Here is a 24309-nt window from a genome sequence, read left to right on the forward strand (position 1 = left end):
CGGTCTGTGACCGGCGGCCCGGATTCAGCCGTTGCCGGCTGCGGCAACCGGCCGTTACTGACGGCCGTTGACCGGACCGTGGAGCTCGTTGTCGGACTTGTGGAAGCCCTTCTTTGTCTCCTTCGTGGTCTCCTTCGTGGTCTGCCTGAAGATGCGGGTCCCATCCGGGCGGACTTCCACCTCTTTGATGGTTTCCTTCTTGGTCACCTTGACCGTCTTGCCACCACGCTTCTTGTCCTTGTGGTTCTGCCAGTCACCGTCGCCACGATCACTTTGGTTGTGCCAGTCACCGTCACCACGATCACTGTGAGACGTGGCCGTGATGGCCGGAGCGGAGTGCGGCGTCGCCGGAGCGGCGAAGGCGCTGGAGGACAGGAGGCCTCCTCCTGAGACCAGGGCGGTCGTGGCGGTCAGCAGGACGAGACGCTGGGTGCGGGATATGCGGGTCATGGCGATTCTCCTTGATCGGAAGGAAAGAGGCGGGCCACCTGGTCTGTGTGAACCCATGCCTCAAGTAAGCCCTCGCCGGTGAACCGCGTCATGCCGCTGCTTCTCGGGACTTGACAGACGATGACGGCCAACATGACAAGATCGACAAATCATCTCCGTCAGCCCTGACTTGCTCCGTTCCCGCAGGAAAACGTCCGTCCCGCGGCTGGCTACAGCACCGGCAGGGGTCTTCCGCAGCTCGTACGCCGTGGCCTTCGACCGTTACTTCTCCCACTCCTCCGCCTTCTTGTCTTATGCGGGGAGCGCTGAGGGATGTCCGCCCACCGGGCGGGGCAGCGGGAAGCTGCGCAGTGCCGCGCGGCTCCAGGGGAAGCCGTAGCCGAGGTGCAGGACCGGGTCCTGGGCCTCGTCGGCGGGGACGGCGACGGCCACCAGCACGTCGGGCACCGGCTCCAGTTCGACGAACCGCCACGGGCGGGCCGTGTCGTCGGCCGGCGGGGTGAAGGCCCGTACGCCGCGTTCGTCGTCCAGCGTGAAGGCGAACGCGTCGAAGGGCAGCCCGAGACCCAGGCCCCGGGCCTTGGAGTAGGCCTCCTTGAGGGTCCACACGCGCAGCGCGCGCCGGTCGCGGGCCGGCCCGCGACCGGCCTGTGCGACCCATTCCCGCTCCGGGGCGGCGAAGGTGCGCACGATGGTGGTGATGGCCCGCTCGTCCCGGTCCTCCAGCCGTTCCACGTCCACGCCGATACGGTGCCGGCGCACGATGCCCAGCAGGCTGTAGCCGCCCGCGTGGGAGAGGTTGAAGTCCAGCTGGGACCCGCCGCGCGGCCCTCCCGCGGCGGCGGGCCGCAAGAAGGGCCGTCCCCGCGCGGAACGCCAGATGACCAGCTCCGCCTCGGCCAGGCCCGCCTCCAGCGCCAGCGCGCGCCGCACCAGGGTGTGGGCCAGGAGGTACTGGCGCCGGTCGCGTTCGAACAGGAAGCGGCTCGCGGTCTTCTGCTCCCGCGCGTCCAGCCAGTGCGTGGCGAGCAGGCCGGCGACCTCCGGCGGCAGGCCGTCGTTGGGACACAGCCACAGCTTGACCGGCTCCCCGCCCCCCGCACCAGAAGCGGGGGCGGCCCCGGGCTCGGGGGCGGGGATGAGGGCGGGGGCGGGGGTGGCCGGGGGTGCGGGGCGGGTGGTCACTGCGGTGCTCCGTCCGTGCCGGGGCCCAGCTCCAGCGGGCGGGGCCGCAGCACGGTGGCGGGCAGCTCGACGGCGGCCGGGCCGGGATGCGCGGGCAGGACGGCGCAGACGTCGACCCCGGCCAGCCACAGCCGTGTCAGCTGCTCCAGGCGGCCGCCCTGCCACAGGGCGGCCACGTAGGCGCGGGTCTCCTCGAGTCCCTCGATCAGCGGCGGGCCCGCGGCGGTGCGCAGATCGGCGCTGCGCACACCCGCCGGGCCCGTGCCCGGGGCGGGGTGCGCGGCGAAGCCGGCCAGCGCGTCGGCCAGTTCGGCGACCGTGCGGACGGTCACCGCCAGACGGCAGCGCAACACCGCCCGCCCCAGGCGCAGTTCGTGCGCGAGCGCGGCGAGATCCGGGCCCGCCGGGCCGCCGTCCCGGCCGCCGCCGCCGCCGTCGTCGGACAGGCGGGCCGCGAGCCGGCCGGCGGTGGCCGCCAGGTGCGCGGGCGTCACGGCGGACAGCAGCACCAGTTCCGCGGGACGCGTGCCCGGCGGCGGGCCCGTGCGGGCCGGGGCGCGGGGACGGCGGGCGCCTCCTCCACGACCAGCACCACACCCACACCCTCCACACCCTCCACACCGTCCGTGCCGTCCGTGCCGTCCGTGCCGTCCGTGCCGTCCGTGCCGTCCGTGCCGTCCGTGCCGTCCGTGCCGTCCGTGCCGTCCGTGCCGTCCGTGCCGTCCGTGCCGTCCGTGCCGTCCGCAGTGTCTGCCGCGTCCACTGCGTCTGCGGGGCCTGCGGCGTCTACGGCGTCCGTGGGGCCTGCGGGGACTGCGGGGGCTGCGGGGGCTGCGGGTCCGGACACGCTGACCAGCGCCCTGCGGGGCAGCACGGTGCCGTCGTCGCGGCGGGCCGGCTCCCAGGCGGCGGGCGCGGGGCGGTCCGGGCCGGCCAGCAGCACGGCATGGCGCAGCTGCCCCACGGCGCGGACCAGGGCCGCCGCCCCGGTCACCGCCCCGGCATCACCCACCAGCGCCGCCACCGTCCGGGAACTCTCCTCCACAGCGACCCCCACAGCCTCCAGGCCGGCGTCCGGCGCCTCCGACTGCGCGCCGGCGTCCGGAGGCTGCGGGCCCGTGCCCGAGGGCCGCAGGCCGGCCGCGGCCAGCGCCCGGGCGACCAGCCGGGCGTACTGCGGGCCGGGGGCGGCGCGGCCCGGGTGGCCGACCGCGCTGGAGCGGATCACCGCGTGCACGCGGTCACCGTCGGCACGGGCCGCGGCCAGCGGCTTGAGGAGCACGGCCGCCACCCCCTCACCGGCGCCGGGCCGCTGGCACGCCGGATGCAGGCGCAGCTCGACCGCGCCGACCAGCGCCGCGGCGCACTCGCCCGCGCGCAGCGCACCGAGCGCGAGGTGCAGCGCGGTCAGGAAGGAGGAGTCACCGCTGTCCACGCTCAGGCTGGGCCCGCGCAGATCGAGCAGCCGCGACAGCCGCGCGGCCGGCCCGGGCCGGGAAGCCGGAGGGGCGGTGTGCCGGTGCCCGGTGCCCGGCAGCGCACCGCCGGCCGGGCCGAGAGCGGCATACACCCCCACGCTGCGCGCCGTGCCGTCGGAGGCGGTGAGCCGCTCCAGGCGCGCTCCGGCGTATCCGGCGCTCTCCAGCGTCTGCCACGCGCTCTGTGCCAGCAGCCGCTCCCGCAGGTCCAGCCCCGCCGCCTCCCGGGCACCGAGCCCGAACAGGTCCGGGTCGAACTCCTCCACACCGTCCAGGAAATGCCCCCGCCAGCCCGCGCATGCCGACCGCCGTCCGCCCGGGAGCGCGGCCTCGGCGATCCGCCCCTGCAGCCCGTTGCGCCAGAACGCCTCCAGATCCCCCGCCTGCGGGAAACGGCCCTGGATCCCCACGACCGCACACGGCATGCCCGCACCGGCCCCCGGCCCGGCACCGTCGCCGGCACCGGCACCGGGGGCGGGGCCGGGGGCGGGGCCGGGGGCGGGGGCGGGGGCGGGGGCGGGGGCGGGGGCGGGGGCGGGCAGCGGCTCACGGTCCGCCGTCGCCGGCAGGGCCGCCACGGGCAGGGCCACGACCGGCGGGGCCACCACCGGCGAAGTGCCGGCCAGCAGGGCCACGGCGTGCTCACGCCGCAGGGTGCCGCCCTTGAACCGCGTCAGGATCTCCCGGGTGTCCATCACCGCGCGCCCTTCGTCTTGTCTCGGACGGTCCGTCAGGCGGAGCGGGCCGCCAGCAGGGCGGCCGCCTCGTCGATGCTGAGCACCTCGTCGCGTACCGCGTCGAGCAGCGCGTCCAGATCGACCCCCGCCGGCGCGACGGGGGCGCCGCCCGGCGCCGGGCCCGCCGGGGACGGCCCCGGCTGCCCGGCCGGGACGGCAAAAGCCGCGCCAAGGCGGCCCGGCGCGGGCGTGCGGTGCGTGCGGTGCGCCGCCCGCGCGCTGACGTACGCCGCCATGGCCCCGAGGTCGGGCTGGTCGTAGAGCAGGTCGGCCTGCTCGCTGAGGCCGTAGGTGCGGTTGATGCCGGCCAGGAACTCCGCGGCCAGGATCGAGTCCAGCCCCAGCGCCGCGAACGGCGCGCTCACGTCGATCTCCCCCGGCCCGCAGTGCAGGATCCCGGCGAGCTGCTCCCGCAGCGTGTCCGTGACCGCCTCCACCGCCGCATCAGCCACATCCGCACCCACGACCACGGCCTCGGCCGCATCCACGTCTGCCTCCGTGTCCGTGTCCGTGGGTGTGGGGGTGGGGTTGGCGGGGCGGGGGGTGCCGAGTTCGGCCGCGACGTGCCGGGCCAGCGCCTGGGGCGTCGGGTGCTCATACAGTGCGGTGGCCGCGATCCGGGTGCCGTAGCGGGCGTTGAGCGCCGCGACGAACTCGACCGACAGCATCGAGTCCAGGCCCAGCAGCCGGAAGGGCTCCTGCGCGTCGAGCGTCTGCGGCTCGATACGCATCATGCCCGCCAGCACCGCGGTGAGCTCGGCGAGCACATCGGCCACGGGCGTCGGCGAGGCCGCGGGCGGCTGAGGGACGGATGTCATGGTGGGCGTCTCCAAGGGTCGTATCCCGGGTGGCCGTTGTGGCATTGTGGGCGCCGCCGGCACCCCTCCACATCCCCGGCCGTGGTGATCCCGCCGGCAGTGCCTGGCTCCCGGGAACCAGCCGCCGACGCGGCCCTCCGCCCAAAGGATGAGCCGCCCTGCCGTACCGCCCTGCGAAAGCCGCCGTGCCGGCCCGCGCGGGTCCGCGCCGTGTCAGCGGACCCGCGCGGGTGCGGGCGGGCCCGCGCCGTCGGCGGGAGCGGGCGCCGGTGCCGCCTCCGGCGCCGCGGTCTGGATCGAGTGCTGCAGCCGCCGCAGCCGCGGCGAGGGCTCCAGGCCCAGGTCCGCATCGAGGGTGGCGCGCAGCTGGTGGTAGACGCTGAGCGACTCGCTGCGCCGCCCCGAGCGGTGCAGGGCCAGCATGAACTGCGCGTGCAGATTCTCGTGGGTGCGGTAACGGCTGGTCAGCACGGTCAGTTCGGGCAGCAGTTCGCGGTGGCGGCCCAGCCGCAGATCGGCCTCGATGCGCTGGTCCAGCGCGCACAGCCGGCTCTCCTCCAGCCGCCGGGCCTCCATCGCCAGCTGCGCCCCCGCCTGGACGTCGGCGAACGCGGTCCCCGTCCACAGCGCCAGCGCCCGGCCCAGGGTGCGGGCCGCCTCGGCGAAGGCGCCCTGGTCCATGGCCCGGTAGCCCTCCCCCGCGAGCCGCTCGAAGGCGCGCACATCACTGCTGCCGCCGCCGGAGGCGAGCAGATAGCCGCCCGGCAGGGTCATCAGGACGTCCTTGGCGGCGGCCCGGTCGTCCCCCAGCGCCTGCGCGATGAGCTCACGCAGCTGCAGCACGTACGTCTGCAGCGTGGTGCGGGCGCTGCGCGGCGGGGCCGCGCCCCACAGCTCCTCGGTGAGGGCCGCGACCGGCACCACCTGGTCGGCGTGGAGCGCCAGCAGAGCCAGGACCTGCCGCGGTTTCGGCGCGGTCGGGGTGATGGACACCCCGTTCTCCCGCACCGCCAGTGCGCCCAGTACGTCGATGTCCACGCCGTCTCCCCTGGTCGGTGTGCCGTGCCGCACCCACGATTACAAAACAGCACGTCCGGTCTGTCAATACTAGACCGTTCGCGCTGTTTCCGTCGGGTGACGGACCGGCAGCAGGCCGGCGGCGGACGGGCAACGGGCCGCCGGGGTGCCGGAATTCCCCGGTCCGCGCCCTCCGGGGAGGGGCCGGGCCCCGGCGCCGGCCGCCGCGGCCGGCGGCCCGCAAAGCAGACCGCCGGGTCTGCTCCCGGCACGGGAAGGGGCGGAAAGGGAAGGGAGGGAGAGGAAAGGGGAAGTCCGGGACGGGGAGGGGCGGGGGTTACTGCGGCGGGTTGCCGTGTTTGCGGGAGGGCAGGTCGGCGTGTTTGGCGTGCAGCATGGCCAGGGAGCGGATGAGGACCTCGCGGGTGGCGGCGGGGTCGATGACGTCGTCGACCAGGCCGCGTTCGGCGGCGTAGTAGGGGTGCATGAGTTCGGCCCTGTACTCCTTGACCATGCGGGCGCGCATGGCCTCGGGGTCGGCGGCCTGGGCGATCTGCCGGCGGAAGATGACGCCTGCCGCGCCTTCCGCGCCCATCACGGCGATCTCGTTGGTGGGCCAGGCGTAGGTGAGGTCGGCGCCGATGGACTGGGAGTCCATGACGATGTAGGCGCCGCCGTAGGCCTTGCGCAGGATGAGTGAGATCCGCGGCACGGTCGCGTTGCAGTACGCGTACAGCAGTTTGGCGCCGTGCCGGATGATCCCGCCGTGCTCCTGGTCGACCCCGGGCAGGAACCCGGGCACGTCCAGCAGGGTGACGATCGGGATGTTGAAGGCGTCGCACATCTGCACGAACCGGGCGGCCTTCTCGGAGGCCTCGATGTCCAGCACGCCGGCCAGGGTCTGCGGCTGGTTGGCGACAATGCCCACCACCTGGCCGTCCAGACGGGCCAGCGCGCAGATGATGTTGCGGGCCCAGCGCTCGTGGACCTCCAGGCAGTCGCCGTCGTCGACGAGTTCCTCGATGACCTTCGTCATGTCGTAGGGGCGGTTGCCGTCCGCCGGGACCAGGTCCAGGAGGGTCTCGCCGCGCCGTCCGGGCGGGTCGTGGGGGGTGGTGTGCGGGGGGTTCTCGCGGTTGTTCTGCGGGAGCATCGCCAGGAGGTAGCGCACCTCCGCGAGGCAGGTCTCCTCGTCGTCGTAGGCGAAGTGCGCCACGCCGGAGGTCTCGGCGTGGACGTCGGCGCCGCCGAGCCCGTTCTGGGTGATCTCCTCGCCGGTGACCGTCTTGACGACGTCGGGGCCGGTGATGAACATCTGCGAGGTCTCACGGACCATGAACACGAAGTCCGTCAGCGCGGGGCTGTAGGCGGCGCCGCCCGCGCACGGGCCGAGCATCACGCTGATCTGCGGGATGACACCGGACGCCTTCGTGTTGCGCTGGAAGATGCCGCCGTAGCCGGCGAGCGCGCTCACACCCTCCTGGATACGGGCGCCCGCACCGTCGTTGAGGGAGACCAGCGGCGCGCCGGCCGCGATGGCCATGTCCATGATCTTGTGGATCTTCGTGGCGTGCGCCTCGCCCAGCGCGCCGCCGAAGATACGGAAGTCGTGCGCGTAGACGAAGACCGTACGGCCCTCCACCGTGCCCCAGCCGGTGACGACACCGTCGGTGTACGGCTTCCTGGCCTCCAGGCCGAACCCGGTCGCCCGGTGCCGGCGCAGCTGCTCGACCTCCTGGAAGCTGCCGTCGTCCAGCAGCAGGGCGATGCGTTCCCGGGCGGTCAGCTTGCCCTTGGCGTGCTGCGCGGCGGTCGCCTTCTCCCCCGGGCCCAGCCGGGCCGCCTCGCGGATCGCGTGCAGTTCGGCCACACGTCCGCGGATGTCGGCCGGGCCCTGGGCGGGGACCGGGTCCTGGGCGGGGGCCGGGTCCTGGGCGGGGGCCGGGTCCTGGGCGGGGGCCGGGTCCTGGGCGGGGGTGGGGCTCTGGGTGCGGGCGGGGGCGGTGGTCATCTGTTCCCTCCGTGGATACTCCGTCCTTCAGGGCGGAGAGGAATCGGACTCCTGCGGAGCAGGGCTGGGAAGGACGATCCGCCGTCAGGGCGGATCGTCGTTCGCGGCCAACTTCCCGCAGACAGCCACTAGTTGATGCGACAGTTTGTGAGTTGTGAGCCCTCGCGTGAAGCGGGCGTATCGGTACCGCTTCTGTCCGACGGATGCGCAGGCGGCCGAGCTGTCGCGCACGTTCGGGTGCGTGCGGAAGGTCTACAACCTGGCGCTCGCCGCGCGGACGGAGGCGTGGGTGACCCGTCAGGAGCGGGTCAGCTACCACCAGACGTCGGCGATGCTGACAGCGTGGAAGAAGACCGGGGAACTGGCCTACCTGAACGAGGTGTCCTCGGTCCCGCTCCAGCAGACGCTGCGGCACCTGCAGACGGCATTCACCCACTTCTTCGGCAAACGGGCCAACTACCCGCGCTTCAAGTCGCGGAAGACGTCGCGCAGGAGTGCGGAGTACACCACCAGCGCGTTCCGCTCCCGCGACGGGAAACTGACACGGGCGAAGATGACCGAGCCGCTGGACATCGTGTGGTCGAGACCGCTGCCCGGGGAGCGAGCCCGTCCACCGTGACGGTCTCGCAGGACAGCGCGGGCCGCTGGTTCGTGTCCCTGCTGTGCGAGGACCCGTCCGTCAAGCCGCTTCCGGCCACCGGTCAGGCCGTCGGTGCCGATGTCGGGCTGGAGCATCTGCTGACCCTCTCGACCGGGGAGAAGATCGCCAGCCCCCGGCACGAGCGCCGGGACCGTGCCGCTCCGGCCAGGCAGCAGCGTCGTCCGGCGAAGAAGGAGAAGGGCTCGGCGAACCGGGCCAGGGCCCGGCTGAAGGTCGCGAAGATCCATGCCCGGATCGCCGACCGGCGCCGCGACAGCCTGCACAAGCTGACCACTCGGCTCGTCCGTGAAGACCAAACGATCGTGATCGAGGACCTGGCCGTGCGCAACATGGTCAAGAACCGGAAACTGGCCCGCGCCATCAGTGACGCGGCATGGGGCGAGTTCCGGAGGATGCTGGAGTACAAAGCCCCGTGGTACGGGCGCGAGGTGATCGCGGTGGACCGGTGGTTCCCCTCGTCCGGGCTGTGCTCCGCCTGCAACACCCTGCGGGACACGATGCCGCTGCACGTCCGCACGTGGACGTGCGACTGCGCAACGACCCACGACCGGGACGTGAACGCGGCGCACAACCTCCTGGCCGCCGAACCGGCGGTGACAGTCTGTGGAGCTGGTGTAAGACCTCAACGGAGTACTCCGGACGGGCAGTCGGCAACGAAGCAGAAACCCTCACGGCGCGAGCCGTAAGAATCCCCCTCCCTTCAGGAACGGGAGAAGTCAAGTCAGGTCCCTTTCCGGGGCGGGGAGTTCCGCATCACGGCCGGCCGCGCCGGACCCCGGCGGGTGCCGGGGGCGGTGTCACTGCCAGCTGCGCGGGGCCCGGCGGGTGCGGGGCCGCCACCAGCGGGAGCCGTTGACCGGCCTGCCCGGCGGGGGAACGCGCCACCCGCGCGCAGTGCGAGCAGCACCACGGTCAGTGCGGCCAGTTCCTCGTCGCTGGCCTGCCCGCGTTCCACGCGCAGGACGGGCTCGTGGTGCTCCGGCGTTCCCATACCCCCTCCTTCGGTCGTGGGGACACCGTCGGCCACCGGGCTCAAGAACCGCTCTCACTGCGCTCGAAGAGCACTGCACACGGCGGGGCGGGGGCGTGTGCGGGGGCGGGGGAAAGGGTTCGGCCAGCTGCCGCCCGTGCGGGCGGGCGGGCGGAGGGGCGGCGGGGGCCGGGGGCGGCGCGGGCGGCGCGCGGTGCGGCGCGTATGCGGCGGGGGCGGGGACATGGTGTCTTGACTGCGCCGGTGGCGGTGATTACGGATCCGGGCGGCCCCGTACCGGCGTGCGGGAAAGGAGGACGACGGTAGCCGTGTGGAGTGCGGCGACAGCGGAATCAGGAGTTCTCTTCGAGCGGCCGTACACACGTTCTCCAGCGCGCCGAACGCCGTACGCGGCACCGGACTTGGAAGTCCGCTCGAGAACGGATCCAGGAAAACGCTGGACGGGGACGGCCGCGGCTAGCGTGAGCGGCGGCGCGGATTTCCGGCCAACAAAGTGGAACGGGACAAGGAGCTCGACGACATACGGAATGCGGAATACGGAGGAGACCGTGAGGATTCAGGTTCTGGGTCCGTTGAGTGCCGAGGTCAACGGGGGATCCATCGTTCCGAGCGCGGGCAAGCCGCGGCAGATCCTGTCGCTGCTGGCGTTGTATCCCGGGCGGGTGATGCCCGTCCCGACCCTCATGGAGGAGATCTGGGCGACACAGCCGCCGCAGAGCGCGCTGACCACGCTGCAGACCTACATCCTGCAGCTGCGCCGGCGGCTGGGCACCGCGATGGGGCCCGGTGCGCCGGGCGGCGCCAAGGAGGTGCTGGCCACCCGGCACGGCGGCTATCTGCTGCAGATCCCGCCCGACTGCGTCGACGTGCACCAGTACGACCGGCTGACGAGGGAGGGCCAGGCCGCCTTCGAGAGCGGCGACGACGAGGTCTCCGCCGCCCGTTTCAAGGCGGCCCTGGGCCTGTGGCAGGGCCCCGCCCTGGTCGACGTACGGCTGGGGCCGGTCCTGGAGATCGAGGTGGTGCGGCTGGAGGAGAGCCGGCTGGTCACCGTGGAACGGCGCATCGACGCCGACCTGCGGCTGGGCCGGCACGCCGAACTCATCGCCGAGCTCATCGAACTGACCGCCCGTCACCCCCAGCACGAGGGACTGCACTCCCAGGCCATGGTGGCGCTCTACCGCTCCGGCCGGCAGGCCTCCGCGCTGGAGGTCTACCGCCGGCTGCGGGTACGGCTGATCGAGGACCTGGGCGTGGAACCCTCCCCCAGCTGCAACGCCTCCACCAGGCCGTCCTGACCGTCGACCCCCAGCTGGACGTCCTCGCAGGCCCGCGCCACAGCTCCACCTACGACCTGTTCACCGCCTGACAGACCCGCCCCCGCCGCGAGTCGCGGCGGGGGCGGGCAGCGGCGGGCAACGGGCAGCGGCGGGAGGGATGCTGCGGGCCGGCGGCGGACGGCGGCGGCCCGGCGGCCCGTCCGCCGCTGTGGCTGCGGGCCGGACCGGTCCCGGTCCGCCTCAGCGGCGATGGCGCCCGGCCGCGGGGCTGCCAGCGCGGTGGCAGCCGGCCGCCAGGCGGCCCTCTCGAAACGTCGTCAGCACGCCCCGAACGACCAGAAGTGGCTATGCCGATGACAAGTAGCAGCGCATGCCGATGAGTTCTGACATCGGTTCATGCTCCGTGAGCGCGAGCATGTCGGTGAGTTTTGACACCGCTTCGACGCGGGTCAAAAGTGCGTGGCGGTCCCGAAGACGCGGCGAAGTTCTGCCATGTCGTGCCGGTCACGTTCCGTTGGTTCGTATCCCTGAGGAAGTAGACCTGCTGCTCGGCGGACAAGCACGGGATGGGCGTCCCCTGGATGGTGCCCGTCACGAAGCAGGAGGAGGGATAGACGAAGGGACGTTGCGGTTCGGGTGACGCCTGCACTGCTGAGCCGTCATCACTGAAGACCAGCGGATGAAGGTCGATCTCCCGGCCGTCCGGAGCCTTCACGACGAATCGGATGGGTCTCCAGTTCAGGCTCTCCACGAAGCCTTCCGCGGAGAGGGCCGCCAGCACGGCGGCTTCCTGATCTTGCCGGTGCATCAGGTCCAGGTCGCGATGGTCTCGGGTCTGCTCGCCGATCAGAGCGTCGATCCCCCATCCGCCACCGACCCAGAGGCCGGCCTCCGCCCGCTGCAACAGGGCCAGGACGAACAACACGTCATCAGCTGTCATCACCCGACGCAGGCTGGTACTCCAGTTGTAGATCGTGATCTTGTTGGTCGGGTGCCTGGTCCCGTACCGAACCCGATCCCCGCCTCGATTGGTCCGGTCCGATGCGCTTGCCGTCTCAGCTGGATCGGTCAGTGGAGGGGCCGATGGCGTTGTCCGTGCCGTAGAAGCGGCCCTGGTCGCACAGGGCGTCGATCTCGGCGTTGTCTTCCTCGCTCAGTTGTGCATCCAGCTCAACGCTGATGACGCGTCGGGCGCGGGCCAATCGCCGAGCGACATCCCAGTCGGCGATGAATTTGCCGACGGTGTACTCGTCGGCGGTTCCGGATGCCTGGCGGGATCCAAGTCGGTCGAGGGAAACGACGAACTCGTTCAGGTCCTGCAGTACTGAGACGACCTCGCTGAGGGGCATGCGGATCTCTCGGGAGGACATGTCCATCAGCCGATTCAACTCCAGAGTCGGTGCTCCGGCCCAGATCCCTGATCTTGGTGGTCGGAGCTGGTCCGGGAACGGGTGCGGCCACCGGTGACACGGCGAGCGGACGCACGACGTACGCCCTGCGGGGGGGGACCAGTTTCCGGCACGGGGGGGGCGGGTTCAGGGGGGCGGGGTGAGGACGGAGCGCACCCCGCGGGCGAGGGCGGACGCGCTGGCGGCGGCGTCGCCGATGCCGGTCATGACCACGGCCGAAACCATGCCGGGAGCATGCGGCGTGCGCTGGGCGAGTTCGTAGGCCGCCCTCCCCCGGGCCCGCACCCGCACAGCACCAGGCGCCGGCCCGGCCCGGATGCCTGGTGCAGCGCGGCCGGCAGCGCGCCCGGTGCGCCGTCACCGTGCACGGCCACGATTTTCTCCGGGCCGCGGTGGCCGCGGACGAACAGGTCGTAGCTGCCCGCCGGCACACCCGGGGCGGTGACCAGGCAGATCACGTCCGCGTGCGGATGCCCGGGCCGCAGCACGGTCAGGGCGGGGTGCGGCGCGGGCGGCACGGGCCCGGCCATGCGCGGTACCGCGGCCCGGGCCAGCAGGTCCAGCAGCTGTCCGGCACTGGCCTGCGCCTGCCGGAACTCGGGCAGCGCGCGCAGCAGGCGTACGCACTGGGAGTGCAGGGCGGCGGCGTCCTCGTCCGCGAGCTGCGCCCGGTCGTAGAACAGGCCCAGGACCAGGCCGCCGGCGGTGTCGTGCCGGGCGGCGAGGGTCAGGGGCCCGCCGGCGGCGCCGGCCGCGCTGCGGGGGGTGTCCGCGTGGACGCCCTGGGCGGCGAGTTCGCTGCGCAGGACCTTCGGCAGCACGAGCGGGCCGTCGAAACGCACCAGAGTGCTGCCGGCACCGCAGAGCGGACCAACACCCGCGGCAGGACCCGCGACACGGTCAAGGCCGGCAGCGGGACCGGGGCCAAGACCGGCGGCGGGACCGGCGGCGGGACCGGCGGCGGGACCGGCGGCGGGGGCGGCGGGCGGGCGGGGGGCCCACGCACGGATCGTCTCGGTGCTGGCCCACGGGTAGGCGGCCAGGTCCAGCAGCATGTCGCGGACCTGGTGCAGCAGGCCCGCCAGCGGGGCGGCCGGATCGACGGTCACGGTCATCGGCAGCGGGCTGTCCAGCAGGCCGGGAATGCCCGCGGCACCCGGCAGGGCGATGTCCCGTCCCGACAGCTGCACCCCGAAACTCACCGGCAGCGGCCCCGAAACGCCCGCCGCCCGGTACAGCAGCAGCGCCCACACCAGGTGCAGCGCGCTGGACTCGGCGGCACCGCGCAGCGCGGCCCAGGAACGCAGCCGCAAGGTCTCCGGCGCCCGCAGCCGGGTGTCCAGCAGACCGGGCCCGCTCTGCCCGGTGGCGCCGCCCGGCCGCCCCGGGCGGGTGGCGGCCCGCGGCGGCGGCACCGCGCGGGCCCAGAACTGCCGCGCGGCCGTGGTGTCCTGGCCGGCCAGCCAGCGGGCATGGTCGCGCAGATCGGGACGGCGTTCCCCGCCCGGCAGGACGCCGCCGGCGGCGTAGGCGCGGTAGAACTCCCGCAGCAGCAGGTGCACACCCCGCTCGTCGAGGAGGGCCGGGTGATAGGTCAGCAGCACCCGCGGCGGCGCCGCGCCCGCACCCCCGCCGGGCTCCGCCGCCAGCAGGGTCAGGCGCAGCAGCCCCGGCCGGTGCAGCGCGAACCCCCGCGCCCGGTCCCGCCGCAGCAGCTGGGGCCAGGTGACGGCGGCCGGGGAACACACCGCGATGTCCGCCTCGGCCCGGGCGTGCAGCACCAGACGCGGCGCGGCGACCCAGTCGAAACAGGCCCGCAGCACACACTCCCGGTCGACGACGGACTGCCACGCCGCGGCGAACCGCGCCACGTCGAAAGGCCCGGACCAGTCCCAGTACAACTGCTCGACCCCGCCACCGTCACTGCCGTCACTGCCGTCACTGCCGTCACTGCTGCCGCCGTTGCCGCCGGTGCTGGTGGCGGTGCTGGCGGCGGCGGGGGTGAGGGCGGCGCGCAGCAGGGTCTGCTGGTGTCCGGTGACCGGGAGGATCTCCCCGCCCGGCGGGGGCGGCGCCAGCAGGTCGGCCAGCAGGTCCGCGGGCAGCGCGGCAAGCCCGCCCGCGTCGGGCGGGGTCAGGCGCAGCGTGTGGTGACCGGGCCGGTGACTGTCCAGCGCGACACCGAAGGCACGGTGGCGCTGCGCGAGCCGGGCGGCGACCGTCTCGGCGTCCGCCGGGCCCAGCGGGCCGCGCAGTTCCAGGACCAGCGGACCGCCCGGCGACAGCGCCACCGGCTCATGGACCACGGCAAGAACAGCGCCCCGCGGCACACCCTGGCTGCTCATCCGCCCTCCCAGGCCCCAGGACCCGCCCCCGCGGCACGGCGGACCGGCCCTCCGCACCCCTTACCCGACCAGCAGGACCAGCCCGGCCGGCAAAACCGGCAGGGGCGGCGGGAGTGCGGGGAGGACAGGCACGGCAGGCACGGCGGGCACGGCCACTGCGGGTGCGGGTGCGGCAGCCGCGGGTGCGGGTGCGGGCGGGACGGCATCGGGCGGGGTGACGGCGGACGGGCCGGCCGGGCGGTGGGCGCGGGCCGCGGCGCCCGGCCCGCGACGGGCCGGGCGGCGGCGAAAGCTGCCGCCGGGACGTCCCGCGGCGGCGTCCCGCGCGAAGACAGGCCGCACAGGGGCAGGCCGGGCAGGGACAGACCGCACGGGGACAGACCGCACGGGGACGGGCCGCACGGGGGCGGGCCGGACGGGGGCGGGCCGGGCCGGGTGCGGTGGGATGGCTGCACGGTGGTTCACGACGCCCGCCTCTCGTCATGTCGGCTGTGCGCCGGAGCTGCCCGGCAGCTGCCAGCCTAACGTCGCCGCAGGTGGGAGGCCTGTTTCCTCGAGCGGGTATGGAGCGGGCCGCGAAGCGGTCTCGATTTCCCGCGGCGGACGGCGGGCGCTGCTGACCAGATACCGGCCGTGGACGAGATGGGTGGCCAGAATCCACCGCGCCGCGCCGTCCGGCTCGCCCGCCAGGACCGTACGGCCCTGCTCGTCGCGGCGGAACCCGACCGCCGAGAAACGGCGCCGCATGCCGTGCCCGAGCGCCTTGGTGTAGGCCTCCTTGAGGGTCCACAGGTGCAGCAGCCGCAGCGCCCGCTCGTCCTCGCCCAGCGCGGCGAGCTCCGCGGCCTCGTCCGGGGTGCACACGTAGGGGTGCAGCAGCTCGAAAGAGGGCCGGCGGGTGACGGGCTCGGCGTCCACCCCGATCGGCCCGCTGCGGCTGATGCCGACCACGATCAGCTCGTCGGTGTGGGCCAGGCTCACCTCGGCCTCGGCCAGGCCGCGCAGATGCGGGCGGCCGCCCGGCCGGTAGGCGAGGTCCAGGGCGTCCGCGGGAACCTGGAGCGCGGCGGCCGCGGTGTGCTTGAGGACCATCCGGGAGACGGCGAACCGCAGCCGGCCCGCCGGGGCGGCCGTCTGCCGGTAACGCGGCCAGTCACGGCCGAGCACAGACCGCAGCCCGGGATCCAGCAGCGCCGCCGCCAGCCACTGCCCCCAGGTGGTGTGCACCAGGGCATGGCCCTGCCCGGCAAGCTGGTCGTGCACCTGCTCCCACGGCCCGTCCGGCCCCGCCACATGCAACAACGGCCCCGGCGACAGCCCGGACAACCCCCCGGCCCGCCACCCGGACGACAGACCGGCCGGCAGACCCGGCGGCGCACCGGACGACGCACCGGGCAGCGGACCGGCCGGCGGACCGGGCAGCGGAACAGGCGAGGTCCCCGGCGGCAGGCCGGGCAGCGGAACAGGCGAGGTCCCCGGCGGCAGGCCGGGCAGCGGAACAGGCGAGGTCCCCGGCGGCAGGCCGGGCGGCAGCGCGGGCAGCAGCGGGCCGGGCACCCGCTCTCCCCCGCCCTCCCCCGTCCCGTCCCGCCCCGGCCCGCCAAAAACCCGGTCCCCGCAACCCGCCCCGGCGGACACGGCCCCGGCAGGAACGGCGCCAGAGGGCACGGCCCCCGGAGACACAGTCCCGGGGGGTGTGGTCCCGGGGGATGTGGTGTTGCCCGGACTGCCGGCCGGACTGCCGGCCGGGCTGTGCCCGCTCACCACAGCAGCCGGGTGGCGTACACGTCGCAGTCCACGCCGCGGCGGACGCGGCCGGCCAGTTCCGCCCAGACGGGTGCGCGCGGGTCGGGGGCCGGTCCGGGCAGCGGCACGCCCAGCCGTCCCGCGATGCCGGTCAGCGCGAGCAGCGCCCAGTGCGTACCGCCCAGAAACAGGCCGCGGCCGTCGTCGGCGGCCTCCCTGACACCGAGCACGGCGGCGGCCAGCCACAGCAGGGCCTGCCGGTCCGCCAGCGCCCGCGCCGCCACAGCGCCGGGGTCCGCGCCGGCCGTGCGGCACGGCCGGCGCAGCGCACGCTGCTCGGTCAGCAGCCGCCGGGCCAGCGCCCCCAGCGCGGCACCGCCCGTGTCCCCGCCGTCCCCGCCGTCCGCGCCGTCCGCACGGGCGGCACCGGCACGCAGCAGACCGGACAGCACCACCCTGTCGTCCCCGCCCACGCCGTCCCCGCCCGTCTCATGCCCGTCCGTCTCGTGCCCGTCGGGGGTGTGCCCGTCCCCCTGCTCCCCGGCAGCGGCGACGCCGGGGGCGGGGGCGGGCGGGTCGGCGAGCCGGAAGGGGGCGGGGACCGGGCCGCGGTGCGCGGTACGGGGCTCTTCGGCCGCCAGGGCCGGCAGGGCCCCGGCCAGGCGGGCCTGCCAGTACGCGGCGCCCGCCGCGTCCACCCCGGCCAGGGGAAGGTCACGGGTCAGTTTCGCGAGCATCGCGCCCCCGGTACCGGCAGGCCCGTGGCCGCATTCGGCAAGGACCAGGCCCAGCTGCGCCAGTACGTCGGCCAGCACGGTCGGCACCACGTAGCCGGCCACCGCACCCAGCAGCCCCGCCCCCACCCCGGGGGCGGGGGCGGGGCGGCGGCGCAGCGCCACACAGGTCAGGCTCTCGCAGGCCAGCAGGTCGGCGAAGGCGGCGGCGAGCACGGGCTGCCACTGCCGCAGGGCCGGCTCACCACTGCCGCGGCCGGCCACCGCGAGCGCGGCCTGGCGCAGCACACCGCCGGCGGCAGCCACCAGGGCCGCCGGGCCGAGCAGCGCGGCGGGCACCGGAGAGGACACCGGGGAGGACTCCCCGGCCTGCCCCGGGCACGTCCGGCGGGCGGCATACCCGGCCCGCCCCACGCGACCGCGGCATGTCCCAGGGCCAAATCCCGGCGCAGGAGCGGGCGCAGAGCACGTACCCGCTGGTCGGCGGCGCGTACCTGTCCCAGACCGGCCGCCGCAAGAAGCGCGCCCGCCCGCCCGGACCAGCCCGCCCCCTCCCCCGCCCCGGCAGCCCCGGCAGCCCCGGCACAGGCAGCGGACCCGGCGGAGGCGGCCGACCCGGCGGGGGCGGCGAGGGCGGGCAGGCTGTAGGGGTTGGCCGCGTCGCGGGGATCGCCCAGCAGCACCTCCAGCCGCAGCGCGGCGAGCGCCACCCGCAGCGGCGGCGGCAGCGCGGCATACCGGTGCGCCAGCGCTCCCGGGACCGGCCCGGCCACACGGACAGCACACCCGCCCCCCGCCTCCTCCCCCGCCGACGGCACCGACGGCACCGACGGCCCGGACGCCGCGGCGGGCGGCCGGACGGTGAAAGCAGCCCCGACCGGCCGGGCCGGCGGGACAGTAACGGCAGGAACCGGTGCGCTGGGCGCGGCGGGCTGGGTGACGGCCATGACCGGCCTCCTGTTCATCTGGATTCCTCCGTGGATACCCCAGCCTTCAGGCTGGGGAGGAAACGGACTCCTGCGGAGCAGGGCAGGGAAAGCCGATTCGCCGCCAGGGCGGATCGGCGTCTACCGCCAACGACCCGCAGGAGACTGGTAGTTTGTAGGCCGTCCGGCCAGCGATAACCAAACTGGCCGGGCCTACCGCCGGGCTGGCGGGATGTCAGGTCTGTGGAGCCGGCGTAAGACTGCTGGGCGTACCAACGTCCCTTGCCGTTAGTTCGGGGCAGCTGCTGTCTGAGAAGCAGAAAGCTCAACCCGCGAGGGAAGAATTCCCCTGCTTCAGCTGGGGGAGAAGTCAACTGGTCACCTGGTCATCCGGTGTCGGCCGACTGGTCGGCTGGTCGGCTGGTCGGCTATTCATCGCAGGTCATCTGTTCACCGCAGACGGCGCACGGTGCTCTCGGCATGCCACTTGGCCAGGCCCAGCGTTTCGGTACTGGCGCGCGACAGCCAGGCACGGACATGGTCACGGGCCTCGAGCAGGCCGGTGCCCGCACCGAGCACCGGGGCGACGGCCTCCTGCCGGAGCATCACCTGGTGGGCCGCGACGACCGTGACCCCGGACGCGTCCGGCAGCAGCGACCACTCGCCGCTGTGGGCGGCGACCAGCTCGGGCGTGAGCGTCTCCTTGTAGACGATCCGCCCGGCGTGCGGGAAACACAGCCGCACGGCCCGCGTGCTCACCGTCCGCCCGCCCGGCGCCGCACAGGTGTCCAGGGACACCACCTGGATCCCCGGCACGTCCTCCCGCACACCGGCCCGCTCCACATGCGGGACCCGCCCGGGCCAGTCCCCGATCCGGTAGAGGAAGTCGTAGACCAGCTCCGCGGGGCCCTCGATCCGCACCCGGTCCTCGAACGACAGCAGCAGCTCGTCCCACTGCTCCCACCGCCCGGCCGCCCGCCGTACCTGGGCAAGCCGGCGGTGCACATCCGCCTCCGCCTCCCGGCGGGCCCCGGCACCGTCCGCAGCCGCCACCGGCAGCCCGCGCTCCTGACGCAGGCCCAGCACACACTCCGTCTCACCCGCCGGCCGCACACTCCACACACCCGAGGTCACACTCCCGGGCCAGACAGCATCCTCCTGCTCGAACACGACCGCCCGGACATCGGGATGCAGCACCCGCCGGGCATACCAGGAACCAACCCGCCCCCCAGCACACCACCCACACCACCGGCATCGCCAGCAGCATTGCCGAAGTTGCCGAAGTTGCCGGGGTTGCCGGGGTTGCCGGGGTTGCCGGGGTTGCCGGGGTTGCCGGGGTTGCCGGGGTTGCCGGGGTTGCCGGGGTTGCCGGGGTTGCCGGCGCCGGCCTCATCGGCCAGCTCCCACATCCGCAGCCGCTCCTGGACCCCGTCGAAGTCAAGACGCTCGACATGCACGACCGAGGGCAAGAACACCGGCCAGCGCGCGGCATCGGCCAGCATCCCGTACACGACACCGGCCGGAGCGGCCACCCCCACCGTGTGCTCACAGGCGTGCACGCGCGACGACATGCCGGCCCCTCCTCCTCCAGGCGCACCCCCACCCTGCCCCCCACCACTCGAGCCCGCCTCGCGCCCGCCCAGACCCCCACCCCGCCCGCCACCCACGGCCCCGCAACCCGGCCCGCCACCCCCGCGGCACCGACCGGGCGACAGCGCCCACGGCACCGACCGGGCGACAGCGCCCACGGCACCGACCGGGCGACAGCGCCCACCCGCCGAACGCCATCCACCGCAGCCGCCACAACCCACACCACCGCCCCCAGCAGCCCCCCACAACACGCACAGCCCGGACGGGACACACAGCCCGCACAACACGCACAGCCCGGACGGGACACACAGCCCGGACGGCACGGACGGCACGGACGGCACGGGCGGAACGGACGGCACGGGCGGAACGGGCAGCCCGGGCAAGACGGGCTGGACGGGCAAGACGGGCTGGACGGGCAAGACGGGCTGGACGGGCAAGACGGGCTGGACGGGCAGGAAGGGCGGGACGGGCAAGGCGGGCTGGACGGGCAAGGCGGGCTGGACGGGCGGCATCAGCAGCCCGGGCGGCACAGGCCGGACGGGACGGAGTGAGAACCGGACGGGCGGCACGGGCCGGACGGGACGGGGGGAGGGGCCGGACGGGCGGCACGGGCCGGACGGGACGGGGGGAGGGGCCGGACGGCGGGCCGCGCGGCCGCAAACCCGGGCATACGGGGGCCTGCGGGGGCCGGGACCGGGGCATGCGCCAGGTCCCGGCGGACGGGACCGGGACCTGGGCGGAAGCGGGGCGAGCAGGCCAGCCGGCCGGGGCGAAGGGTCAGCCGGCCGGGGCGAAGGGGGTCAGCCGACCGGGGCGAGGCGTCCGGTCCCGGCGGGGCCACTGCCCGTGGAGCCCGGCCCGGCGGACCCGGGGACGGTCCCGGTGGCGGTGACGGGTGAGCCGTCCGGCCGGGCCATCAGAATGGAACGCTGCAGCTTGCTCAGCGCCGCCGACGGTTCCAGGCCCAGACTGCGCACCAGAGTGGCGCGCAGCCGCTGGTAGGCGTCCAGGGCCTCGCCCCGGCGCCCGGAACGGTACAGGGCCAGCATGTACTGCCCGCACAGGCTTTCGTGGGTGGGATAGCGGCTGACCAGCACGGTCAGCTCGGCCAGCAGCTCACGGTGACGGCCCAGCCGCAGATCGGCCTCGATGCGCTGGTCCAGCGCGCACAGCCGGCTCTCCTCCAGCCGTTTGACCTGGGTCGCCAGGTGCATCCCGGCGTGCACATCCGCCAGCGGCGGCCCGGACCACAGCGCGAGCGCGGCCCGCAGCTGCCGGGCAGCCTCCGGGAAGTCGGCGGCATCCATCGCCCGGTAGCCCAGCCCGGCCAGCCGCTCGAACTCCCGCACGTCACTGCCACCCCCGCCGCTCTTGAGGAGATAGCCGCCCGGCACGGTCAGCAGCACGTCCTTGGCCGTACGGGCATCGGCCGCATCCGGCTCAAGCGCCGCAGTGATCAGCTCCCGCAGCTGCAGAATGTACGTCTGCAGCGTGGGCCGCGCACTACGCGGCGGCCTGCTGCCCCACAACTCCTCACTCAGCATGCCCACCGGCACCATCTGGTCGGCCTGCACCACCAGCAGGGCCAGCACCTGCCGCGGCTTGGGAGCGGTCGGAGCAATCGAAATGCCCTTCTCCCGCACCGCAAGAGTGCCGAGTATGTCGGTGTCCACGCCGTCTCCCCTGTCCGTCCACTGCGGTCTGCCGAACCCCTCGGACCCCATCACCACCCAGGCCCCCAAAACCCCCGACCCAACCCCACACCCGGAACCCGGAACCCGCCCGGCCCACACGCCACCGGCCCCGGCCCCGAACTCCCGGACCACCAGCACCACCAGACCCCGACGCCACCAGACCCGGCCCGCCAGACCCCGATACCGCCGGACCCCGACGCCTCCAGACCCCGACACCGCCGGACCCCGACGCCTCCAGACCCCGACGCCGTAGGGCCCCGATGCCGCCGGGCCCGATGCTGCAGGGCTCCGATGAGACTGCCGGGTCCTGGTCCGCCGGAGGGCCGGCGGCGGTGAACCGCGCCCGCCGTCCGGGATCCACCCGACACACCGAGTAAAAAACAGCATGGACGGTATGTCAATCTCAAACCGGGCGTCTTGTTTTCTCTCCGCCGGTACTCGAGACCCCCTCGAGAGAATCCGGCTTCCAGCACATACGCCGACCAACCGGGCGGGGTTCGGGCTGCCGCGGCGGCCCCGCCAGCGGTTTGACTTCCCTATTGCCGGACCATGCGGTCTGTTTACCTGGGGGTGCGGTCGGTCCCGGCGGCCCGCGGACCGGGCAGGACCGGCCGCCGGCGCGAGGGCGCCGCGAGACCGGGCAGCAGCAGCACCCAGAACTGCTCCACCAGATGAGACGAGGAACGCACACGGTGACGGGAGGCAAACCGCCCGAACCCGGCGACAGAAGCCACCACAGCCACCGCCGCCGCCTCCGGGGACACCCCCCGCGCCAGCTCCCCCGCACCCTGCGCCTCACGCAGCAGCGCATGCACCCACTCACACCACCACTGCCCCGGCCCCTCCGCACTCTTGCGCGAAGGATCACCACCCAGCTCGAACCCCGCCCGCAGCACCGGATCCACCGCCAGAGCCGCCACCAGATCACGGCTGACATCCACCAGCAACTGCAGCCCCCCGCCCCCCGCACCCTCCCGCACCACCAGCCGCTGCACCGACACCGTCGCCGCCGCCTCCACCTCACGCGCCAGAAGATCCTTGCTCGGGAAATGAAAATGCAGCGCCCCGGTACTCACACCCGCCCGCCTGCTGATCACCGGCAGCGACGCAAGGGCATACCCGTCCTCCGCGAACACCTCGGCCGCCGCACACACCAGAGCCCGACGCGTCCGCACCGCCCGCACCTGCCTGACCACCCCACCCTCCTCCCCAACCCACCGCCACCCCCGGACACACCGGGCCCACCACCCCACCCTACCAAACCGCACGCGCGGTATGTTTCCCGGTCCGCACTCCACCAGACCAGACACAACAGCGAAAGACCCGCGCCACCACCCCAGGAAACACCACCACAGACCCGCCCCACCCTCAGCGGCCACACTCAACACCCGCTCGCACCCGACCGGAGCCCCCACCCCACCCAGCCCAGCCCAGAACCAGAACCAGAACCAGGACCGGGACCGGGACCGGGACCGGGACCGGGACCGGGACCGGGACCGGGACCGGGACCGGGACCGGAAAGACCAAAGCCAGGGACAGACACACAAGCACGGCACACGCAGACCAGGACAGAACCAGGCAGGCCCGACAGGCAGACCAGACAGACCGGACGGACCGGACAGGCCAGGCAGACGGGCCAGGCAGACCGGACGGGCCAGAGGCCAGACGGACCAGGCAGCCCCGACAGGCAGACCGGACAGGCAGGCCGGACGGCAAGACCAGGCAGGCCAGGCGGACCGGACGGGCAGACCAGGCGGGCCAGGCGGCATGCAGGACCGGGGAAAACAGGCCGGACGGGCCAGGGAAAACGGGCCGGGATCAGGCCGGGGCACCGACCCCGTCCAGACCAGCCGGCTCCCCCGCCTCCGCAGCCAGCCGCTCACCCTCCGCAGCCACCTCCGCAGCCCGCGCCGGATCAATCACCAGCCTGCCCAGCACCGCCGGCACCGCCACACTCGGCAGCAGATGCTCAAACAGCGCACACACCCGCTCCTCCAGATCCTCCCGCCCCGACAGCGTGTGCGAATACACCTGCACCCCCGTCCACGCCGCCGAGAACACCCACGCACTCTCCGCCACATCCACCTGCGGCAACAACTCCCCCTGCTCCTGCGCCTCCCGCAACACCCTCTCCGTCGCATCCAGCCACGTCCGGATCGTCCACGTCCCGAAAACCGCCCCCATCTCCTGACCCAACGACAACCGCGCCGACGCCGACACCACCGGACGACGCCGCATCCGATACGCCAACGCCAACCCCATATCCACCAGCTCCTGCAACTTACTCACCCGCGGCGCCAGCACAAACCCCGCAAACTGCTCCCCCAACACCCCCTCCGCCAACGCCCGCTTCGACGGAAAATGAAAATACAAAGCCCCCTTCGTCACCCCCGCCCGCGCCAACACCTCACCGATCGTCGCCGCCTCATACCCACGCTCATCAAAAACCGACGCCGCCGCATCCAAAATCAACCGCCGCGTGCGCACCGCACGCTCCTGCCGCACCACAAAACCTCCAAAGACCAACCCACAACCCACCACAACATGTTCCCTGCAACCAACCCAAACAAAACCAGCTAGTCCGTATATTCACAAGACCCGACCCCCCAACCCCCCACCCAACGACCAAAACCCACCCCCACCACCCACCCACCCCCACCACCCCGAACACCCCCACCCAACCGGACGACCCGATTCAACCCCCCACCAACACCACCCCACCCCCGCACGACCCGGGCCGGATTTTTGTATCCACTGTGCCGTCAGAGCTTCAGGACGTTGTGGTTGCCGGCGCCGGTTTCCAGCCGGATCCGGGTGACTCCGCAGGTGGCGGCGCGGTCTCCCGGCGTCTGAGGATGTGCCGGCACCGGCACTGGCCACGCGCGGTCTCCGCCACGTACATCCGTTCGATCTCCGCAGTGTTCCAGCCGAGGAGACGGATTCCGCCGCAGCCCAGGGCCACGCCGTCGCAGTGGCCTATGAGGAAGCACCCGTACCAGCGCATGGACTGCTTCCCGGCACTGGAGAAGGTTCCGGAGCAGGTGGTGGAATTCGTCCGGCGGCAGGTCGAACAGCCGCACGGCACGCTGCCGCAACACCGGGCCGAACGGACCGCCAAGCACCACCGGGGCCTGGTCCGCAAGAAGGCCGGAGCAAAGTACCACCAGCACAAGGCCCGCAGGATCACCGAACGGCCGAACCGCAAGGAAGTCCCGGCAAAGAACCGACCCACGGACC

The 24309-nt window shown here is 73.8% G+C and carries 18 protein-coding genes and 3 pseudogenes; 3 read left to right on the forward strand and 18 right to left on the reverse strand.

The genetic code is table 11. The features are described from left to right. Positions 1-54: 54 nt before the first annotated feature. The 7 genes from AAFF41_RS51170 to AAFF41_RS51200 form a co-directional block, all read right to left on the reverse strand. Complete coding sequence (locus tag AAFF41_RS51170) at positions 55-450, reverse strand: hypothetical protein (RefSeq protein WP_319754621.1); 396 nt, start codon at positions 448-450, stop codon at positions 55-57. A 291-nt stretch (positions 451-741) separates the two neighbouring features. Beyond that, entirely contained in the window at positions 742-1635 is an 894-nt protein-coding gene (locus AAFF41_RS51175; RefSeq protein WP_319754620.1) for a 4'-phosphopantetheinyl transferase family protein, read from the reverse strand. Continuing rightward, complete coding sequence (locus AAFF41_RS51180; protein WP_343326556.1) at positions 1632-2129, reverse strand: KS-MAT linker domain-containing protein; 498 nt, start codon at positions 2127-2129, stop codon at positions 1632-1634. Before AAFF41_RS51180 ends, AAFF41_RS51175 begins: the two co-directional genes overlap by 4 nt. Next, positions 2126-3808: a beta-ketoacyl [acyl carrier protein] synthase domain-containing protein gene (locus AAFF41_RS51185; RefSeq protein ID WP_343326557.1), complete on the reverse strand. Its 1683-nt coding sequence runs from the start codon at positions 3806-3808 to the stop codon at positions 2126-2128. Before AAFF41_RS51185 ends, AAFF41_RS51180 begins: the two co-directional genes overlap by 4 nt. Before the next feature lie 35 nt (positions 3809-3843). Further along, complete coding sequence (locus tag AAFF41_RS51190; RefSeq protein ID WP_343326558.1) at positions 3844-4668, reverse strand: phosphopantetheine-binding protein; 825 nt, start codon at positions 4666-4668, stop codon at positions 3844-3846. A 213-nt stretch (positions 4669-4881) separates the two neighbouring features. Next, on the reverse strand, positions 4882-5706 hold the full coding sequence (locus AAFF41_RS51195) for an AfsR/SARP family transcriptional regulator (RefSeq protein ID WP_097281957.1): 825 nt from the start codon (positions 5704-5706) through the stop codon (positions 4882-4884). Between the two features lie 316 nt (positions 5707-6022). Further along, positions 6023-7696: an acyl-CoA carboxylase subunit beta gene (locus AAFF41_RS51200; protein ID WP_343326559.1), complete on the reverse strand. Its 1674-nt coding sequence runs from the start codon at positions 7694-7696 to the stop codon at positions 6023-6025. A gap of 154 nt (positions 7697-7850) precedes the next feature. On the opposite strand from AAFF41_RS51200, the pseudogene AAFF41_RS51205 reads away from it, so the two are divergent. After that, positions 7851-9043: pseudogene (locus AAFF41_RS51205) on the forward strand (RNA-guided endonuclease InsQ/TnpB family protein). A gap of 35 nt (positions 9044-9078) precedes the next feature. On the opposite strand, the gene AAFF41_RS51210 reads toward AAFF41_RS51205, so the two are convergent. Next, entirely contained in the window at positions 9079-9348 is a 270-nt protein-coding gene (locus AAFF41_RS51210; RefSeq protein ID WP_343326560.1) for an acyl-CoA carboxylase subunit epsilon, read from the reverse strand. Between the two features lie 548 nt (positions 9349-9896). On the opposite strand from AAFF41_RS51210, the pseudogene AAFF41_RS51215 reads away from it, so the two are divergent. After that, positions 9897-10717: pseudogene (locus AAFF41_RS51215) on the forward strand (AfsR/SARP family transcriptional regulator). Between the two features lie 360 nt (positions 10718-11077). Here the strand turns inward: AAFF41_RS51215 and AAFF41_RS51220 are convergent. The 10 genes and pseudogenes from AAFF41_RS51220 to AAFF41_RS51265 form a co-directional block, all read right to left on the reverse strand. Continuing rightward, positions 11078-11568 (reverse strand): annotated as a pseudogene (locus AAFF41_RS51220) (nucleotidyltransferase domain-containing protein). A 115-nt stretch (positions 11569-11683) separates the two neighbouring features. Continuing rightward, positions 11684-12004 (reverse strand): hypothetical protein, encoded by a 321-nt coding sequence (locus AAFF41_RS51225; protein WP_343326561.1) that lies wholly within the window; start codon positions 12002-12004, stop codon positions 11684-11686. 236 nt (positions 12005-12240) lie between these two features. After that, positions 12241-14382 carry a condensation domain-containing protein gene (locus AAFF41_RS51230; RefSeq protein WP_343326562.1) on the reverse strand — a complete coding sequence of 714 codons (2142 nt, stop codon included), beginning with the start codon at positions 14380-14382 and terminating at the stop codon, positions 12241-12243. A 480-nt stretch (positions 14383-14862) separates the two neighbouring features. Next, the gene (locus AAFF41_RS51235; protein WP_343326563.1) at positions 14863-15939 is read right to left on the reverse strand and encodes a 4'-phosphopantetheinyl transferase family protein; all 1077 of its coding nucleotides are present in this window, start codon (positions 15937-15939) and stop codon (positions 14863-14865) included. Positions 15940-16142: 203 nt separating this feature from the next. Further along, the gene (locus AAFF41_RS51240; protein ID WP_343326564.1) at positions 16143-17213 is read right to left on the reverse strand and encodes a hypothetical protein; all 1071 of its coding nucleotides are present in this window, start codon (positions 17211-17213) and stop codon (positions 16143-16145) included. A 1025-nt stretch (positions 17214-18238) separates the two neighbouring features. Further along, positions 18239-18874 (reverse strand): SRPBCC family protein, encoded by a 636-nt coding sequence (locus tag AAFF41_RS51245; protein ID WP_343326565.1) that lies wholly within the window; start codon positions 18872-18874, stop codon positions 18239-18241. 44 nt (positions 18875-18918) lie between these two features. Continuing rightward, positions 18919-19359 carry an SRPBCC family protein gene (locus AAFF41_RS51250; RefSeq protein WP_343326566.1) on the reverse strand — a complete coding sequence of 147 codons (441 nt, stop codon included), beginning with the start codon at positions 19357-19359 and terminating at the stop codon, positions 18919-18921. An 819-nt stretch (positions 19360-20178) separates the two neighbouring features. Next, the gene (locus AAFF41_RS51255) at positions 20179-21051 is read right to left on the reverse strand and encodes an AfsR/SARP family transcriptional regulator (RefSeq protein WP_319754497.1); all 873 of its coding nucleotides are present in this window, start codon (positions 21049-21051) and stop codon (positions 20179-20181) included. A 581-nt stretch (positions 21052-21632) separates the two neighbouring features. After that, positions 21633-22268 (reverse strand): ScbR family autoregulator-binding transcription factor, encoded by a 636-nt coding sequence (locus AAFF41_RS51260; protein WP_343326567.1) that lies wholly within the window; start codon positions 22266-22268, stop codon positions 21633-21635. Positions 22269-22890: 622 nt separating this feature from the next. Next, the gene (locus AAFF41_RS51265; protein WP_097281963.1) at positions 22891-23580 is read right to left on the reverse strand and encodes a ScbR family autoregulator-binding transcription factor; all 690 of its coding nucleotides are present in this window, start codon (positions 23578-23580) and stop codon (positions 22891-22893) included. 470 nt (positions 23581-24050) lie between these two features. On the opposite strand from AAFF41_RS51265, the gene AAFF41_RS51270 reads away from it, so the two are divergent. Next, positions 24051-24309: hypothetical protein (locus tag AAFF41_RS51270; RefSeq protein ID WP_425526284.1), on the forward strand; the 259-nt coding region annotated here is incomplete at its 3' end.

The sequence above is a fragment of the Streptomyces mirabilis genome, from assembly GCF_039503195.1.
GTDB classification, from domain to species: Bacteria; Actinomycetota; Actinomycetes; order Streptomycetales; family Streptomycetaceae; genus Streptomyces; species Streptomyces mirabilis_D.